Annotated in this window: 18 protein-coding genes; 7 read left to right on the top strand and 11 right to left on the bottom strand. The window is 38.2% G+C overall.

Annotation, left to right across the window (positions count from 1 at the left end):
• Window positions 1-99 precede the first annotated feature (99 nt).
• On the bottom strand, window positions 100-1,383 hold the full coding sequence (locus tag PLEUR7319_RS0107795; protein WP_019504657.1) for a serpin family protein: 1,284 nt from the start codon (window positions 1,381-1,383) through the stop codon (window positions 100-102).
• A gap of 182 nt (window positions 1,384-1,565) precedes the next feature.
• Between PLEUR7319_RS0107795 and der the strand changes: the two genes are divergently transcribed.
• Window positions 1,566-2,927: a ribosome biogenesis GTPase Der gene (gene der / locus PLEUR7319_RS0107790; protein ID WP_019504656.1), complete on the top strand. Its 1,362-nt coding sequence runs from the start codon at window positions 1,566-1,568 to the stop codon at window positions 2,925-2,927.
• Between the two features lie 143 nt (window positions 2,928-3,070).
• Here the strand turns inward: der and PLEUR7319_RS0107785 are convergent, their stop codons facing one another.
• The 4 genes from PLEUR7319_RS0107785 to PLEUR7319_RS37900 form a co-directional block, all read right to left on the bottom strand.
• Complete coding sequence (locus PLEUR7319_RS0107785; protein ID WP_019504655.1) at window positions 3,071-3,406, bottom strand: STAS domain-containing protein; 336 nt, start codon at window positions 3,404-3,406, stop codon at window positions 3,071-3,073.
• A gap of 556 nt (window positions 3,407-3,962) precedes the next feature.
• Window positions 3,963-4,481, bottom strand: a complete 519-nt coding sequence (locus tag PLEUR7319_RS0107780) for a hypothetical protein (protein WP_019504654.1) — start codon at window positions 4,479-4,481, stop codon at window positions 3,963-3,965.
• Between the two features lie 42 nt (window positions 4,482-4,523).
• Window positions 4,524-5,060 (bottom strand): adenylyl-sulfate kinase, encoded by a 537-nt coding sequence (gene cysC, locus PLEUR7319_RS0107775; RefSeq protein WP_019504653.1) that lies wholly within the window; start codon window positions 5,058-5,060, stop codon window positions 4,524-4,526.
• Window positions 5,061-5,237: 177 nt separating this feature from the next.
• On the bottom strand, window positions 5,238-6,068 hold the full coding sequence (locus PLEUR7319_RS37900; protein ID WP_144054267.1) for a response regulator transcription factor: 831 nt from the start codon (window positions 6,066-6,068) through the stop codon (window positions 5,238-5,240).
• A gap of 272 nt (window positions 6,069-6,340) precedes the next feature.
• Between PLEUR7319_RS37900 and PLEUR7319_RS0107765 the strand changes: the two genes are divergently transcribed.
• The 3 genes from PLEUR7319_RS0107765 (at window position 6,341) to PLEUR7319_RS0107755 (ending at window position 9,342) form a co-directional block, all read left to right on the top strand.
• Window positions 6,341-8,053 carry an ABC-F family ATP-binding cassette domain-containing protein gene (locus PLEUR7319_RS0107765; protein ID WP_019504651.1) on the top strand — a complete coding sequence of 571 codons (1,713 nt, stop codon included), beginning with the start codon at window positions 6,341-6,343 and terminating at the stop codon, window positions 8,051-8,053.
• A gap of 11 nt (window positions 8,054-8,064) precedes the next feature.
• On the top strand, window positions 8,065-8,526 hold the full coding sequence (locus PLEUR7319_RS0107760) for a hypothetical protein (protein ID WP_019504650.1): 462 nt from the start codon (window positions 8,065-8,067) through the stop codon (window positions 8,524-8,526).
• A gap of 336 nt (window positions 8,527-8,862) precedes the next feature.
• Window positions 8,863-9,342: a hypothetical protein gene (locus tag PLEUR7319_RS0107755; protein ID WP_026102376.1), complete on the top strand. Its 480-nt coding sequence runs from the start codon at window positions 8,863-8,865 to the stop codon at window positions 9,340-9,342.
• A 20-nt stretch (window positions 9,343-9,362) separates the two neighbouring features.
• Here PLEUR7319_RS0107755 and PLEUR7319_RS0107750 read toward each other — a convergent pair whose 3' ends face one another.
• The 3 genes from PLEUR7319_RS0107750 to PLEUR7319_RS0107740 all read right to left on the bottom strand — a co-directional run bounded on the left by PLEUR7319_RS0107750 (window position 9,363) and on the right by PLEUR7319_RS0107740 (window position 10,865).
• Window positions 9,363-9,713 (bottom strand): carbon dioxide-concentrating mechanism protein CcmK, encoded by a 351-nt coding sequence (locus PLEUR7319_RS0107750; protein ID WP_019504648.1) that lies wholly within the window; start codon window positions 9,711-9,713, stop codon window positions 9,363-9,365.
• Between the two features lie 177 nt (window positions 9,714-9,890).
• On the bottom strand, window positions 9,891-10,205 hold the full coding sequence (locus PLEUR7319_RS0107745) for a carbon dioxide-concentrating mechanism protein CcmK (RefSeq protein ID WP_019504647.1): 315 nt from the start codon (window positions 10,203-10,205) through the stop codon (window positions 9,891-9,893).
• 51 nt (window positions 10,206-10,256) lie between these two features.
• Window positions 10,257-10,865, bottom strand: a complete 609-nt coding sequence (locus tag PLEUR7319_RS0107740; RefSeq protein ID WP_019504646.1) for a hypothetical protein — start codon at window positions 10,863-10,865, stop codon at window positions 10,257-10,259.
• 154 nt (window positions 10,866-11,019) lie between these two features.
• On the opposite strand from PLEUR7319_RS0107740, the gene PLEUR7319_RS0107735 reads away from it, so the two are divergent.
• Both PLEUR7319_RS0107735 and PLEUR7319_RS0107730 read left to right on the top strand, forming a co-directional pair.
• On the top strand, window positions 11,020-11,250 hold the full coding sequence (locus PLEUR7319_RS0107735) for a hypothetical protein (RefSeq protein ID WP_019504644.1): 231 nt from the start codon (window positions 11,020-11,022) through the stop codon (window positions 11,248-11,250).
• Between the two features lie 87 nt (window positions 11,251-11,337).
• On the top strand, window positions 11,338-11,946 hold the full coding sequence (locus PLEUR7319_RS0107730; RefSeq protein WP_019504643.1) for a hypothetical protein: 609 nt from the start codon (window positions 11,338-11,340) through the stop codon (window positions 11,944-11,946).
• 34 nt (window positions 11,947-11,980) lie between these two features.
• On the opposite strand, the gene ilvA is transcribed toward PLEUR7319_RS0107730, so the two are convergent.
• The 3 genes from ilvA to PLEUR7319_RS0107715 all read right to left on the bottom strand — a co-directional run bounded on the left by ilvA (window position 11,981) and on the right by PLEUR7319_RS0107715 (window position 15,941).
• Complete coding sequence (ilvA, locus tag PLEUR7319_RS0107725; RefSeq protein ID WP_019504642.1) at window positions 11,981-13,492, bottom strand: threonine ammonia-lyase, biosynthetic; 1,512 nt, start codon at window positions 13,490-13,492, stop codon at window positions 11,981-11,983.
• A 317-nt stretch (window positions 13,493-13,809) separates the two neighbouring features.
• Window positions 13,810-15,531, bottom strand: coding sequence for an ATP-binding protein (locus PLEUR7319_RS0107720; RefSeq protein WP_019504641.1), 1,722 nt, complete (start codon window positions 15,529-15,531; stop codon window positions 13,810-13,812).
• Between the two features lie 179 nt (window positions 15,532-15,710).
• On the bottom strand, window positions 15,711-15,941 hold the full coding sequence (locus tag PLEUR7319_RS0107715; RefSeq protein WP_019504640.1) for a hypothetical protein: 231 nt from the start codon (window positions 15,939-15,941) through the stop codon (window positions 15,711-15,713).
• 170 nt (window positions 15,942-16,111) lie between these two features.
• On the opposite strand from PLEUR7319_RS0107715, the gene lepA reads away from it, so the two are divergent.
• Window positions 16,112-17,926 (top strand): translation elongation factor 4, encoded by a 1,815-nt coding sequence (gene lepA, locus PLEUR7319_RS0107710; RefSeq protein ID WP_019504639.1) that lies wholly within the window; start codon window positions 16,112-16,114, stop codon window positions 17,924-17,926.
• The last annotated feature ends 21 nt before the right edge of the window (window positions 17,927-17,947 follow it).

Genomic DNA, 17,947 nt, shown 5'->3' with positions numbered 1-17,947 from the left:
GCGGACATAGTAACAACTCAATCTGAACGAAATTGGTGTTTTTCAGGCGATCGCCTGGTACATCTTTATCTATCTCAGCCGTAGGGATATAGAGAGAGTTCAACCAGGTTCTACAATATTGCCCATAAAGAGTACTGTTTCTGTGACATCATCCCTAATCGCAAAAAAGAAAGGACGATTGACATTCATAGTAAATGGTTGTGCTTCTGGAGTGGCGGATGTGATGCGAATACCAATAGAGGTAACTCCAGCGGCTTCTGTGCCTTCTTCATTAACTTCAATTAAGGTTTTATGTTTAACTTCGTCTACAGCGACGGGAGTATCAGTCAGGGGGGAAAATTCTGCCTGAGAAGGATCAAACATCTTTTTCAGGCCTAAACTAGCTAAGATATTTTTGAGTTCAGTTTCATATTCCAGCTTAAAACGGGGAATAGTAATATTTCCCTGTTGCGATCGCATTTGACTGAGCCATTCTTGCCAATTATCCAGCGTTAACTGTTGATTAAATTGTTCTAAGTTATTGGTTTCTCTAGGAAGAAAAATATACATACTTAATTCTTCTTTCTTTCCATAGGGCAGTCTCACCGCCTGAAACTGTTCATTAGCATAGTAGCGATAGTTCCCAGTTTGACTCATCATCATTTTCGGGATGGAGACGTTGGGATTGATCTGGAAAGATTGTTCTGTGGTGGAGTTGGGATCAAATTTATTAGTCCAGCTACCTTTAAAGTAAATAGCGTTAATTAAATACAGGGCATCTTGTGGGGAAGTAGAATCAATAATACCAGGAATCTTATTGGCAGTATTTTGAGCAACCCATTTATTAATGGTATTTTTGGCTGTGGAATTCGCAAAGTTTAAATTGGCTACTTCCGCTTGATAAAAGTTCTTGGCATTGTCAATGAATTCTTTTTTTAAAGCGATATTTTGGTTTACCCAAAGTGAGTTAGCGATCGCCAGTTGAACATCAGAGTCAGCAGTTTTTAGAGTTTCAATCAGTTTTGAGTAACTAGCGTCAATAGTCTTAGTTTCTAATTGGTTGAACTGCAAAACTTCAGTCATCTCCCTAAGAGTTTCGCCACTAGTACCATTGCGAGTCATAGCCAAAGCAAGGGCAATACTACTGGGAGAGATCATTACATTTTCTGTGGGTTGTCGGGTCTGAATCTGTGAGAACAAATTAAACCCAAAACTATTGTTCGCGCTAACTATTTGATTTGTTTTGGTTGCCATATCCGTTTGGGAGACAATTAACTTGCTGGGTGCAAAGTTATTATTATTTTTAGTTGAATGTAAAGAACCAGCTTCTTCTTGAGAAACGAGCCAAATTAAAATTAGAAGTAAGCTAACCCCAAGAGTTCCCAAAATAGTATTACGGTTCATTAGCCACGATAATATAGTGCAGATTGTATAGCTTTAGACAGAATCGATTAATCGTAAGTTCCTTGAGTCGGCTATAGAGATCAATTATTATTAAAGGAGTATTAACTTGTGTCAAAGCAAACTAATTCTCTTCACATTGTTTATTTAAATTGCGGACGTGATGTGTAGCGTCTTAACAGGATATGAAATTACCTATTGTTGCTGTTATTGGTAGACCCAATGTTGGGAAATCTACCTTTGTTAATCGTTTAGCCGGAGATAAACAGGCGATCGTCCACGATGAACCAGGAATTACTCGCGATCGCACTTATCGTCCAGCATTTTGGCAGAATCGAGATTTTCAGGTGGTAGATACGGGAGGATTGGTTTTTGATGATGATACTGAATTCCTACCAATGATTCGCCAGCAAGCAATGGCAGCTTTGGTCGAGGCTTCTGTCGCCATTTTTTTGGTAGATGGTCAATTAGGTCTCACTGCTGGCGATCGTGAAATTGCTGAGTGGTTACGTCGTCAATCTGTTCCTGTTGTTTTAGCAGTTAATAAATGTGAATCGATAGAACAGGGTATGAGCCAGGCAGCCGAATTTTGGGAATTGGGTTTAGGTGAGCCTTACCCAATTTCAGCAATTCATGGTAGTGGCACTGGAGAACTACTAGATGAACTAATTACCCATTTGCCTTCAGTAGATGAACTAGTAGAGAGTGACGAAATCAAGGTAGCGATTATTGGTCGTCCTAACGTTGGCAAGTCTAGCTTACTCAATGCCATAACTGGGGAACAGCGTTCAATTGTTAGTCCAATTTCTGGCACAACTAGAGATGCGATCGATATGATAGTCACCCGTGGAGATCGAACCTATCGTCTGATTGATACAGCAGGTATCCGTCGCAAGAAAAATGTCAATTACGGCGCAGAGTTTTTTAGCATTAATCGAGCATTTAAAGCCATACGACGTTCTGATGTGGTACTGTTTGTGATTGATATTCTTGACGGTGTTACAGAGCAAGATTTAAAACTAGCAGCACGCATTATTGATGAAGGTAGAGCAACTATTTTAGTCTTAAATAAATGGGATGCAGTAGATAAAGACTCTGGCACAATCTATGAATACAAAAAGCAGATTATGGATCGCTTATACTTTATGGATTGGGCAGAAATGATCTTTGTCAGTGCTATTACTGGTCAAAGAATTTCCAAAATATTAGATTTAGTAGATACTGCCGCTGAAGAACATCGCCGTCGCGTTAGCACCTCAGTAATTAACGAAGTATTAGAAGAAGCTGTTAGCTGGCATTCACCACCGACAAATCGTCAGGGGAAACAAGGCAGAATTTACTATGGAACTCAAGTAAGTACTCAACCACCAACTATTGCTTTATTTGTCAACGACCCAAAACGATTCAATGATAACTATCGTCGTTATATAGATCGTCAATTTCGTAAGCAGCTAGGTTTTACCGGCACACCCATGCAGCTAATTTGGCGCGGTAAGAAAATGCGAGATTTGGAACGAGGAGCTAATAAAGCAACTAAAGTTAAATAACTGATATTACCCAGCTCAAGGAGATTTGAAAGGATTTACGCAGTGAAACGAAAAACCAGGGGTTAGGGAATTGAGGGTTTTGGGGGATTTTTATCAATTTTTCCCTATTTCCTTATTTCCCTTACTCGTTTTAGCTAATTACTCTAATCGATTGTTGACTGAAAATCGTCCTGATCGGCGAAAATTTCAAAAGCCTTATCTAATTGGGTAAGTTCAAACATAATACGTACAGAGGGAGCCAAAGAACAAATTCCGAACCTAAGACCCAAACTTTCTGCTAAACGAAACGCCTTGATTAAAGCCATTAATCCTGCACTATCCATGAACTCCACGGATTCCATGTCTACTAGTAAAGCAGAATCAACTGTAGATTTTACTTCAACAGCCAGGCGCTCTAAAAATTCTGAAGCATTAGCGGCACTCAGAAATCCTTGGGGTCGAAAGGTAGTAAACTGCGGACGTATTTTTGTGCTGCTCATGTCGATTTTTTCTCGCTCTAGATATTACTTAAAAAACTAATTGAGTTTTATGTTCCAAGAATAATCCGTTAATTCACGGATATCCACATTTAATAATCTACTTGACATAAACTTTACGAAATCTTGATATGAATATGAAGTATGACTAAACGTTTAAATGGAAATGTATTTCAGCTTACTTATAATTAATAATGCCTTATCAGCATCATACTAAATTAAAATCAATGGTTGATTGATTTCAAAAGCTTTAGTCAGGTGAAATAAATCATCCTTACAGTTTATATTCAATTTTAAAATTTTTCATATCGCGAAAATTACCGAAGTTCTAGTTAGCTTTTGCTGAACTGTGACAAGTATCGTTCAATTAAGATGGATATATTATGAGTTAATTTAACCAAATAGTTGGTAATGAAATTTACTAAAAATGAAATTTGCTTAGACAAGCTTGCTAAGATGATTTTTCTGTCAATTAGACTAGAAGATAAATGTAAAAAACTAGAACAAAACTTAAATTATTGTTTTCATCCTGAAACAATAATGATGAAAAATTCTTTTTTTAGATTGAAAACTTATCTTTATTGGCTTGCCAAACTTGTTGCACAAATTTGTTTAGGTATTGTCGACTAGATTTCTTTTGTACTGAAGATTCGGCAGAGTCGTCACTTAATAGATGTACGAAAGAAACTACTTCCGTATCCAAAGCAGGTCGGAATAGTATCATGGGCCACAACAGATCAGAACACGATTTCAAATTAATTAAATTTAAACTAGTACCATTAAAATGGTCACTAAAATTCCCTTTAGTCATGCACATCGGTCTAAACCAACATAGTCCACGTTGAGGCAATAATTGAATTACTTCACCGTAGAGACGGGTATGTTGATGTTCTAGATAGATGATTTGAGCAACTGCGAATAGCAAATTTTGATCAGTAGCAGCAGTACCATCCATAGTTAACAGAGAAAAAAAATAATTTTGGAGCCTGATTATTCGCCAAGGCTGGGTCAAACTGCTTAATCTGTAAAAATTGATTTTCCGAGACTTTTTGAACTTGACCCAGGTTGTATCAGGCATTTAAGGTGGCTAATAGGCCTGATTCTGGTTAATCAAATCAACTTAAGATATATATATGTAATTTAAATCTTTGAGTTTATTGCATATTTTATCTACGCTTTCTGACAATTCTTCAAGATCAGTCCGACATTCGACTTCTGGATTAGTAGGTGGTTCATAAGGATCATCGATACCAGTAAACTGTTTGATTTCTCCTGCTCTGACTTTCTTATAAAGACCTTTAACATCTCGCTCTTCACAAACTGATAAAGGCGCGTTGACAAAAACCTCGACAAAGTTGTCAATATTGCCTCTCATTTCTTCTCTAATCGCACGATAAGGAGAAATAACAGGAACTAAAACAATTACGCCATTACGAGCTAAAAGCTTAGCTACAAAACCAATTCGGCGAATATTTGTATCGCGATCTTCTTTCGAAAAGCCGAGATCTTTAGTTAAGTTTTCTCTAATTTCATCACCATCTAACACTTCAAGTTGATATCCTTCGGATTTCAGCTTTTCAGTGAGTGCATCAGCAATGGTACTTTTACCCGCGCCACTAAATCCCGTGAACCAAACAGCTACTCCATTCTGCTTCATAATTGTTTATATTCCGTAAAATGATTTTACACCTCTCAGTATTTTACTTGCTTTGATCGTTTTTGCAATTTTTTAAATTTTGACCAAGTTTTGATGAAGTTATTATTTTGTTTGGGAGTAATTGCTGAAGGTAGATCATGAAATTCTATTGACAGGAGCAAACTAGGAGAAGCGACTTTATAATACCGAGCCTAGTGTCATGATCAGAAACATCAAAACCAGGACAGTAAATACTCCTAAAAAAAAGCTACTAATAAACAAAATATTTTGTCGGCTTTGACTCAAATATTTGGATATACTTCGGGATTTATAATTAAGACCCCTAACTGTCTCCCAAGGACCCTTATTTAGATTATCTGTCAACAATTTAGTTCTAATTTCTTGCTGCACCTTGGCATACTGATTAGTTAAATCGACAATTGTGTTTTCTTGAGATTGAATCGCTTTTTGTAATTGCGACATACCAGTTGTTAGATTAGATAGAACCTGGTTTATCTGTGATGAATGGGTCGAATCAAGTTGAGCTTCAGCAGATTGAGGAATAATCGTGGCGATTTCATGGGTTACTGCTTCTATGTCTGAAGAACTCTCTTCGGATGGTGATTTAGACCAATTACCCACTAAAGGTCCAATTTGAAAAAATCCTTTTTCTGTTAAACGAATAATATCGGCGATATCTTTAACATTGCTGTTTTTAAGGACATAACCTCTTGCCCCAGCCTTAAGAGCAAGATCGAGTTGTTGTCGATTATCCTGGCTAGTAAACAAAAGTATTTTTATCCCAGGATGTTCTTGAGTAATTATCTCTGTTGCTGCTATACCATCAAGTTCTCCAGGCATTTCTATATCCATCAACACAATATCAGGTTGATGTTCTTTGATTTGAGCGATCGCCGCTGAACCACTGTCAGCTAAACCAACTACTTGTATATCTAGTTGATTAGCTAAATTAATTTTGAGAAACTCTCGAATAGTATGTTGATCGTCAACGATGATAACTCTAGTCATAGTTAAGGAAACATTGTGGTGTTGAACTTGAAAATCAACGTTGAGAAAATTTAGAAAAGCCAAGCGTATACTTTTATTTAATAATCATATAATATTATGTGGAAAATGTAATAAAAATAGACAAAAATCCACTATTGTGTACTAGTAGTTGTGGGTGTAAATGAAATTATCAGTTCCAAATAATTAAAAAGCTGAGAATTAATAGCTTTTGATTTTCTACTTTCTGATGGCAATACTAGTACATTTCAAAGTTATTCAATAGGAGATAATGCATGTTGCGACTCGAACAAATAAGCAAAATTTACACCACGGGCGAGGTTCTAAAAAATGTTACTTGGGAAGTAAAGCCTGGGGAAAGAGTTGGCTTGGTTGGGGTTAATGGTGCAGGAAAATCCACCCAACTAAAAATAATTAGCGGCGAAATTGAGGCTACTTCAGGAGAAGTCATTCGTCCTGCCAGCCTTAAAATTGCCTACCTAACTCAAGAGTTTGAAGTAGAACCAACTCGGACTGTTTACGAAGAATTTTGGACAGTTTTTACGGAAGCAAACTCTCTTCATCAGGACATGGTTCAAGTACAGCACGATATGGAGGATGCTGAACCTGAGGAGTTAGATAAGTTAATTAATAAGCTTGATAAGTTACAGCGTAAGTTTGAAGCCTTGGATGGTTATGCTTTAGATGCCCAAGTAGAGAAAATATTACCAGAGATGGGATTTGCTGCTGAAGATGGAGAGCGACTGGTAAGTTCTTTCAGTGGTGGTTGGCAGATGCGAATGAGTCTCGGTAAAATTCTGTTGCAAGAACCAGATTTATTACTGTTAGATGAGCCAACAAATCACTTAGATTTAGAAACTATTGAGTGGTTAGAAAATTATCTGCGAGGCATTAATACACCAATGGTCATAGTTTCCCATGACCGTGAATTTTTAGATCGTCTCTGTACCAAAATTGTCGAGACAGAACGGGGCATTTCTACTACTTATCCAGGCAATTATTCAGCATATCTACAGCAAAAAGCAGAAATGCGCTTAGCTCAGGGAGCTACTTACGAAAGACAACAAAAAGAATTAGCCAAGCAGCAAGAATTTATTGAAAAGTTTCGTGCCAGTGCCACCCGCAGTACCCAAGCTAAAAGTAGAGAAAAGCAATTAGAGAAAGTCGAATTAGTAGAAGCACCGGCTGCCAACTTAAAAAGTCTTAAATTTCGTTTTCCTCCATCTCCCAGAAGCGGTCGAGAAGTAGTTGTGATTGAAGACTTGGTTCATACCTATAACAACGATATTTTGTTTTTAGGCGCAGAATTGACCGTTGAAAGAGGCGATCGCATTGCGATTTTAGGACCAAATGGTTCAGGAAAATCTACTCTATTGCACATGATCATGGGAATGGAAAAATTTGACGAAGGAAAAGTAGAAATTGGTAAACACAATGTAATTCCTGGCTATTTTGAGCAAAATCAAGCAGAAGCTTTGGATCTAAATAAAACTGTGATGGATACGATTCACGACGAAGTTCCTGACTGGAAAAATGAGCAGGTACGAACTCTCTTGGGTCAGTTTTTATTTAGTGGAGATACGGCTTTCAAACAAGTAGAAGCTTTAAGTGGTGGTGAAAAAGCTCGTTTGGCACTAGCAAAAATGCTGCTCACCCCTGCTAATTTATTGTTGCTGGATGAACCAACTAATCATTTAGATATTCCCGCCAAAGAAATGTTGGAAGAAGCGTTACAAAACTATGATGGGACAGTGGTTATTGTTTCCCACGATCGCTATTTTATTTCCCAAGTCGCCAACAAAATTGTCGAAATTCGGGATGGGGAGTTAGTTATTTACCCAGGAGATTATCACTATTATTTAGATAAAATTGCTGAGGAAAAAGAAAAAGCAAGGCAGAAAGCCGAAGCTGAACTGAAAGCTGCCAAACAAGCTGCTAAAAGAGCCAAACAAGCCGCTAAAAAGAAGCAGAAAAAAGCCAAAGCTTAGATTGATTAATCATGGAATTAGAGCAACAATTAGCGGAACTAATTAACGATGCCACCAATTATGGTCTTCCTCCAATAGTAATTGAAAAAGCGATCGCTCCAGTTTTAGAGCTATTTGCTGGTCAACTACAACACCTAGAATATTATGTATTGCAAAATTTAGATCATGATTGGATTTTAACTACCATAGCGAATCCCCAACGATCGCAGGAAAAGAAGGTGATTTATGCTTTTGTTTCGGTGCAGGATGCTCGCACCTTTCAAAGAGAAACTAATCCTGATTTAATCGCTATGCCGATTCCGATTGCTCAGCTTTTATTTAGGCTATTTTCACTACAGCAAGTGGATAGCATTATTTTTTTAGAAGATTCTCAGAATTTTAATCGCGGGATTGAAATCAAGCGTGAGCAGCTATCAAACTTAATCAAACAGCAACTTAAGCAGCTAAAACAAAATCCACCTAATATTGCTTAAATATCTGCAAAAAAAAAAAATATTTTGCTAAATAATATTGATATTTATATCAAATCTAGATCGATTCAGTCATTAGTCTAATCTGTCTCGCTATAATTGCACTTTGGCTTAAAATTTTGCTTGAATAGTCGGATAGTTAAACAAAAAATATCACACATAATATTTATTCAATCAATTTATCACCTCTATCTCAATCAACTGCAAAATTTTAAGCCTGATAATTTTTTGTATTTAATCAGTACTTGGAAAGTATCACGACATTTAAAGTATATGTCTAACGCTCTTAATTCAAATAATTCCTCAGGATATTCTGGAGTTGATCGCCTACAAAAAGAATTGACAGAGTTTAATCGCTTTCATTTAAAAGGAGAGTATTCTTGTCCTGTATGTCGCCACGGTAAAGTTTCAGAAATGCCGTTGATGGAAACTTTTTCTTGTAACTTTTGCCAGCATATTTTTATAACCAACTTTGACAAACAATTACTGAAGATGGCTGATAGTCAGTTACCTTTAACCTGGTACTGGAATGGCAAAACTTGGAAAGGAATTCAAAGAGAAGGGACAGAGATGGGTTGGGGATACTTCGTATTTGCAGTAGGATTTATTTTCATTCCTACTGCAATTATCGCTTGTGGTGCATACCTGTTTCCTCCAGTAACTGGTAGCTTTTTATCTTGGTTGCCTCTATTTTGGACGATCCTAACTTTTTGCGCTCATTTATTTTGCATAATTTGGTTAGTAATTGAATATTATCAATTTCCCATTTTTCTATACGTTAGAGCTTTAAAAAGGAAACTATCTTTAATTGATAATTGAGAAAAATAGAATGATTAAACTTAGTTAGGTGCAATGGGTAATGTTCTTCCTTCTACTCGGTCGAAGTAAGGCATTACTTCATCGGTATAGTCGATCGGTAATACAGCACAAACATTTTCATGAGGACGAGGAATAATTACCCAAGATTCCAAGGTAGCTCCTTCGGCTCGTTCTACAGCGTCTATTCCGGCAGCCATAGCGGTTTTAACTTCAGAAACATCACCGCGAATATTAACGGTAAAACGTGCACTACCGACACGGATGTAGCCTACCAAGGTTACTCTGCCTGCTTTTACCATAGCATCTGCTGCTGCTAGTATCCCTGGAAATCCTTTGGTTTCGATCGCTCCTACCGCAGATTGAGACGGCATAAAATTTCTCCTTAAACTACTAATTACAAATACCAATAAAAGTAATTCTTAATTACATTTACGAGTTCTAATTTTAGCTGCTTTTGGTAATTTTTGAACTAAAATCAACTCGCACTATCAGTCCACAGCTTGGCTAGGGCTGAATTACGAGGGTAAAATTGTGCTCCTGAGGATAATCTAGAAGCGATATTGCTCTACTTCTGTAGTGTACTCAATCGGTAAAACAGCAACTACATTGTCTGGAGGATTAGGCACAGTATAGTGAGTGATTACTTTTCCGCCGAAGGTGTTATCGGCAGTAATTAGTCCTGCTTCCATAGCAGGCTTTACTTCCGAAATAGGACCACGAATGGCAATTACAAATGTGCCACTTTCCCCTTTGTCAAAATAAACTAAAGTAACGCGACCAGCTTTTAACATCGCATCAGCAGCAGCTAAAATAGCAGGAAAACCTAGAGTTTGAATTACTCCTACTGCATGTTGTTGTGACATAAATTTTCCGACTTCAAATTTTAATGATTGAGGTAATGATTATCTAGATTACTATATCTTGATGGCACTCGGTTCAGATCCAGTTGCAATAATGCGATCGCAACCTGATTTAGGTCTTGCCCACTGATATTGGTGTTCTTGAGGATTGCCCCAACATAAACCAAGATAAATTTCAGTGCGGGCGGCATCAATTTCGGCCCATTCGGTTTGTTTAACTATCTTCTGTAAATAGTTAAAGGTTATTTTTTGATGGTGTTTACCGTTATGATCGGCTTTGCCATTAACTAGCCAAAAATTCATCTTGTCAGTAACTTGGTACCAAAAGTTCAAAATCTTGGTTCGCGCTGCCAGCAAAATCTCTTTATCCCCTGGGATAGGGATCAATTGATTATGTATTTCGGGATAGGTAATAGTTTGTTGGTTAAAAGTACAGGTTCGCCAAATAATCCCTGAGACTTGATGCTGTTGTTGATACTCATGAATCTGATGCCGAAAATCTCGATAAGCAAAGACTTTGTTCACTTGATCCATATTCAAGGCTTTAGCAACCACAGGGTCATTAATCCTTTGTGCTGATGATAAGACAATCCGTTTCCCTTTCCAGTTTTCTTTTAACTCGCAGTCTAGTATTTTGATTAGTTCGTCGGTGGTATATGTCATCAATCTAATGCGACTATGCCTTCTCTATCTGCAATTGTATCGTTGCTCTTAAGCTGCTTAACAGGGTTTAATTTTTGATTAACCTCAGACTTAGTATTATCCGTAACAATTTCAATATTATGATGATGATGGAGCAAGTATTGGTTGATAAGTTATGTCGTCAGAAAAGATAGAAATTTGTCCAGTATGTCAAGTTCAGATCAAAAATGATCGCGAAGTAATATTTAGTACTGGGAAGCCAGGCGATCGCACTAAACTTTGGGCGCGAGTCTGTCAGTATGTCGCAGACAAACGAGAGGGCTGTATCAATCAAGATGCTGATAAAATCGGCATGATTAAACAAACGGATGGCTATAAAGCGATCAAATTCGAACAGCACGAGTGATAATAGTAGTCTTTAGATTGAGGATTGACGAATTTCTTGGTTACGATTACCAATAAAATCTCTTAAGTAGTTAACAGGTAGCAACCTTTGATTAGAAAAATACCCGATAAATCTTATACCTTTAGCGACTATTTTAAACTCAATTGTGAGCCTTTGGATATTGCCAATCACTTTGGCTACAAACTAGAAAAAATACAGTTTTCCACAACTATTCAAATCAAACCTTTGCCCCAAGAAATAGAGCAGAATGTCGGTGACTTAAAACACAAATTAATTAAACGCCTTAAAGGTTACTATTTTAGTGCTGAGATAGCCAAGCGTGGCGTATATGTCGATCCTGTTATTGCCCTACTTTATGATTGGCTGGAATTCAAGGTTCTGATTGAATATTCAATCGAAGTTAATGATCGGTTGAAGGGAACACTAGATTATTTAATTACTACTGAAGATAAAAAAATAGCGGTGATTGAGGCTAAAAAAGATGATTTGGAAAAAGGCTTTTCTCAGCTAATACCAGAGATGATTGCCTTGAGAGAAGATAACGAACAAGATATATTTGGTGTAGTTACCACTGGATCGTCATGGCAGTTTGGGAAACTTAACCAAAACACCATCTATCAAGATATTGATTTGTACTCTTGTCCTGGCCAATTAAGACAAATAGTAACTATTTTTGCCGCTTTTCTGACTCAATAATCAACAATTTCAACGATCTAATGATCTTGTTTATTTAACCTAAAAATAGCTTATAAGAAGGATTCGAACTTTCGTCCCAGTAACGATAACCCAGGGAATTAATAAACTTTTGCCACGCTGGCATTTCTTCAGGGGGAACTTGCATTCCCACCGCAATTCGCCCATAGTCCGCACCATTATTACGGTAGTGGAACAAGCTAATATTCCAATTAGGACTCATACAGCTGAGAAACTTCATCAATGCCCCAGGACGTTCAGGAAACTCAAAACGATATAATAATTCGTTTTCGGCTAAAGGAGAGCGTCCTCCTACCATGTGACGGAGGTGCATTTTAGCCAATTCATCATCAGTCAGATCGATAGTTTTAAACCCTTGGGTTTCAAATTTAGCTTGAATTTCTGTGGCATCAGCGCGATTTTGAATTTGTACTCCCACAAAAATATAAGCTTTATTCTCGTCGGAAATACGATAGTTAAACTCTGTCAGATTGCGTTTGCCGATACACTCACAAAAGCGCTTAAAGCTGCCTCGTTCTTCAGGAATAGTAACCGCAAAAATTGCCTCCCGGCGTTCGCCAAATTCTGCCCTCTCTGAGACAAAACGCAGCCGATCAAAGTTCATATTGGCACCACAAGCGATCGCCACTAGGGTTTCTCCCTGAATATTTTCTCTCTCAACATAGGCTTTGGCTCCGGCGATCGCCAATGCTCCTGCAGGTTCTAGAATAGAACGAGTATCCTGAAATACATCTTTAATGGCGGCACAAGTATCATCAGTATCCACCAAGATAATTTCGTCCACATAATCCTGACAGAGACGAAAAGTTTCGGCTCCCACCTCTCTGACTGCTACCCCATCAGCAAATAAACCCACTCTGGGCAAACAGACCCGATATCCGGCTTGCAAAGACTGAGACATAGCATCAGCATCAACGGGTTCAACACCAATAATCTTAATTTCAGGACGTAATCGCTTGATATATGCAGCAACCCCCGCAATTAAACCACCACCACCAATTGCCACAAAAATAGCGTGAATTGGTTGCTGATATTGGCGCAAAATTTCCATGCCGATTGTTCCCTGTCCGGCAATTACGTCCGGGTCATCAAAGGGATGAATAAAAGTTAAACCTTTTTCTTGGCATAACTGTTTGGCATAATCACAAGCATCATCGTAGGTATCTCCATGTAAGACAACATTACCTCCCCGGGACTTAACCGCATCAACTTTTACTTGGGGGGTAGTAATAGGCATCACAATAATCGCCGTTGTTCCTAGTTGCTTGGCAGCCAAAGCAACTCCCTGAGCATGATTTCCAGCTGAAGCAGCAATTACCCCTTGATTAAGGACTTCACCAGGTAGCTGTGCCATTTTGTTATAGGCACCTCGCAATTTGAAAGAAAATACCGATTGCATATCTTCTCTTTTCAGCAAGAGTTTATTTTGTAGTCTGGCTGACAAAATTGGTGCATATTCTAGAGGGGATTCTTGGGCGACATCATATACACGAGCGTTGAGAATCCTCTCTAAATAGTCGGATTTCATGGCAGGATTGCTAGATTAAAGATTGCTAAATAAAGATGATCTTTAATCTTATCTTAAAAAGCTGTCAGCTTTCAGCCTTCAGCTCTTAGCTTTTAATTTACATAACTTAGAAAATTTTTTTTAAAACCTTGCACAATGGTTTTTTTGAGGCGAACATTAATACTGTTTAAACACAGTTATATTGATTTAGTAGCAATCAATATTCCAAAAGTGTCGTAGGCTTTTGCGAAGCAAGTCCTTAAACTCAACCTTCTCGAAGAGTACCCGAAGGGCTAATGGCTAATAGCTGATAGCTGATAGCTAGGAGCAAAGCTCCTTTACGTTTCAGATTGCACAGTTTTAATCACAGGTAAATGACTCAAGGGAATGGTAAAAGTTACAGTAGAACCTAAACCTTCACCCATACTGTAAAAAGAAATTGTTCCTCCCATTGCCTCCACAAGTTTCTGAGAAATTGCCAATCCTAGCCCAGTGCCTCCATAAGATTTAGTTCGTGAACCATCCACTTGATAAAAGTTTTCAAACAGCTTATTTTGCTTTTCCAGAGAAACCCCAATTCCTGAGTCAGCAACGCTGATTTTCACCATCCCGAGAAATTCTTGACCCTGGAATTCAACTTTTTTATTATTTACTTCAGCACTGATTACAATCCCTCCCTCCCGAGTAAATTTAATTGCATTGCCCACGAGATTTAAGATGACCTGAAGTATGCGTTGATAGTTGCCGTACATGGTCACTGGAGTCAGGGTGGCAGGATATTTAATTTGGAAACTCAAATTTTTTTGTTCTGCTTGGGTGCGAATTAGATGATCGACATTGTGAAACAGTTCGTCTAATTCAATTTCCGTCAATTCTAGCTCCATTTTGCCCGCTTCAATTTTAGCGATGTCGAGAATATCATTAATTAAATTGAGCAGGTGAATTGAGGATTTATAAGCTTCTTCAATAAATTCTCTCTGTTCTTCGGGATTATCTGCCATTCCCTCCAGAAGCAACTTTAAAAAACCAATAATGCCATTGAGAGGAGTACGAAGTTCATGAGAAGTATTAGCCAAAAAATCGCTTTTGAGACGATTTGCTTCTTCTGCTTGAATACTTGCTTGCTCCACTTCACGATAAAGCTTCGCTAAAGATATTGCTGCGTCAACCTGTTCGGCAATTTCTTTGAGCAATTCCATTTCTGCCGTTGTCCAATGACGATAGCGATCGCACTGCTGCAAACAAATCAAAACATTGTGTTTACTATTGCAATCAGTTGATACAACTAGAACTGATTTACGTTGCAGAATATCTTGTCCGATAAAATCGACGGCTACAGGATAAGCGGATTTTAGAGCTGGTTTATAATGGGCCTCGTTATTCCAATTTGTTTGATGTTCTGATGTTGAGCGGTATTCAGGGTGACAATATTCTGCTTCTACAGCTAGTTTAGAAAAATGAGTATAGTTAGTTAGAATTAAGCAGCGACTGACGGCAAAAGTTTCTCCCAGGTTGTTGACCGTCTGCTGAAAAATAGTCTCTAAATCTAGACTGCGACGAATTTCACGGACAACTTGATTTAATAGTTTTTGATAGCTGTAAATGGCAGCTGGTACTTCATTTTGAGCAAATGAAAACATAGCAGTTTTCTGTAGCAAATGCCCCATGACCAAAACTTTCTGCGGTTCTCCTTCAGGCGGAAGTATAGGGCTAATTACCAACTCAAAAGAATAGGTGACTTGACCACATTGAAATAGGCAATAACATTGTTCAGGTAGTCGACGTTGAATAACGCGATTAATCTTTTCTAGATAAGCTGCAAAATCAACTGGAGCAAATACATTATTTTTAGATAAACTCGAAGCTGAACTAATATCTGAATAAACCTTGTCTTGGCATTTTAATCCGTGTTCGTCAGCTTTTGACCACCAAAAAGATAAATAATTACCTATATTATCTTGGGTGAAAACTAATTCTGCTCCCAAATTCTGCCACCCGATTTTATCGGCTGACGAAGCAATAGTAGTATCAGATAGTTCTGAATCAAATCTTGGGAGCATGGGCAAACAGGTCAGATTTGGCTGGAGTTCCAACCTCAAAATTGAACTCCTTCCTGAAACTATAACCTATAGATATCCAAGCTAGGAAAAACCGTTTGCTTGCTATTTATATATACCCTATGTATTTCAATTATTTGATGTAACATCAGAATAATTAACAAAAGATATATTAATTTCTTTTAATCGTTCCATTCTCCATTGGGTGGCAGAGGTGGGTTACGCCGAAAGGTTCGAGTTAAGTCGGTGTTATCTTCCCGTTCTCCGTTGAGCCACTGCTTGATAGCTACTTCGATAACTCGACTGGGATCGTTGGTCAAATGCTTAATTTGTTCTACAATCTCCGAGTCAAGATCGATTGAAACTCTGATTCTTTCCCGCGATCGCTCTAAAGGTGATAGATCATCATTCATAGAAGTTCTTTTCCTGATTTTATTTTCATTCTACCTGCTGAGCTTGAGCTGAGATAAAAACAAATGAACTTGAGGAAAATCTGTAATAGATTAGAAAATAGGTAAAAATGAACATTACAATAGTTTAAAGAATACTAACTTTTAAAGACTTTTAATTCTTATAAATTTTTATGACTGACGTTCCCGTCTCTCGCATCCGTAATTTTTCAATTATTGCTCATATAGATCATGGTAAATCGACCTTAGCTGATCGTATGTTGCAAGACACTGGCACTGTTGCTCAAAGGCAAATGAAGGAACAATTTCTCGACAACATGGATTTAGAGCGAGAGCGAGGAATTACCATCAAGCTTCAAGCCGCCAGGATGAATTACACGGCTCAAGATGGACAAGAGTATGTTTTAAATTTAATTGATACTCCTGGTCATGTAGACTTTTCTTATGAAGTATCTCGTTCTCTAGCTGCTTGTGAAGGAGCATTACTGGTAGTCGATTCCTCCCAAGGAGTTGAAGCACAAACTTTGGCTAATGTTTATTTAGCCCTAGAAAATGATCTAGAAATTATTCCCGTACTCAACAAAATCGATTTACCTGGTGCAGAACCGGAGCGTGTTGCCCAAGAAATTGAAGATGTAGTTGGTTTAGACTGTACTGATATTATCCAAGCTTCAGCTAAAGTGGGTTTAGGGGTAGACGATATTTTAGAGGCGATCGTGCAACAAGTGCCACCGCCCCAGGATACTGTAGACGAACCGTTAAGAGCCTTAATCTTTGATAGTTATTATGATGCCTATCGGGGCGTAATAGTCTATTTTCGCGTCATGGATGGCAAAGTCAAGAAAGGTGATAACGTTCGCTTAATGGCATCAGGCAAGGAATATGTAATTGATGAGCTAGGAGTTCTGTCGCCAACTCAAATTGAAGTTGATGAGCTTCATGCAGGAGAAGTAGGCTATTTTGCAGCTGCCATCAAAGCTGTAGAAGATGCTCGTGTGGGAGATACGATTACCTTGGTTGAAGCTGCTGCCCCAGAACCTCTTCCTGGTTACACAGAAGCCAAACCAATGGTTTTTTGTGGGCTATTTCCTACCGACTCCGATCAATACCCCGATTTAAGGGAAGCTTTGGATAAACTAAAGCTAAATGATGCCGCCCTTTCCTACGAACCTGAGACCTCAAGTGCTATGGGTTTCGGTTTCCGTTGTGGGTTCTTGGGATTGCTGCATATGGAGATTGTCCAGGAAAGACTGGAGCGAGAATATAATTTGGAACTGATTACTACTGCCCCTTCCGTAATTTATCGCGTTACCACAGTAGACGGTGAGATAATTGAAATCGATAATCCCAGTCTGTTACCCGACCCCCAAAAGCGCGAGAAAATTGAAGAACCCTATATTAAAGTCGAAATAATTACTCCCGAAAACTTTGTCGGTACCTTGATGGACTTATGTCAAACTCGACGGGGAGTATTTAAGGACATGAAATACTTTACTCAAAATCGTACTTGCTTGGTCTATGAATTGCCTTTAGCAGAGGTAGTAACTGACTTTTTCGACCAGATGAAATCGCGAACCAAAGGTTATGCCAGTATGGAATATCAGATGTTGGGCTATCGTTCCGATCAGCTGGTTAAGTTAGATATTCTGGTAAATAAGGATCCAGTAGATGCTCTTTCTACTATTGTCCATAAAGATAAAGCTTACTACGTTGGTCGTGCATTAACCGAAAAACTCAAAGAATTAATTCCTCGTCATCAATTTAAAGTACCAATTCAAGCTGCTATAGGCTCTAAAGTAATTGCCAGCGAACATATTCCTGCTTTACGTAAAGATGTCTTGGCAAAATGTTATGGGGGTGATATCTCCCGTAAGAAAAAATTGCTTCAAAAGCAAGCTAAAGGTAAAAAACGCATGAAAGCTATTGGTACTGTAGATGTACCTCAAGAAGCTTTTATGGCAGTTTTAAAATTAGGTTCCAGTTCTTGATACCTTCTCCTACTAAACCAC

Origin of the sequence: Pleurocapsa sp. PCC 7319, from assembly GCF_000332195.1 — a bacterium.
In the GTDB taxonomy this organism is placed as follows: Bacteria; Cyanobacteriota; Cyanobacteriia; order Cyanobacteriales; family Xenococcaceae; genus Waterburya.
The sequence above is the reverse complement of the archived record's forward strand: the minus strand, read 5'-3'. Positions and strand labels throughout refer to the sequence as shown.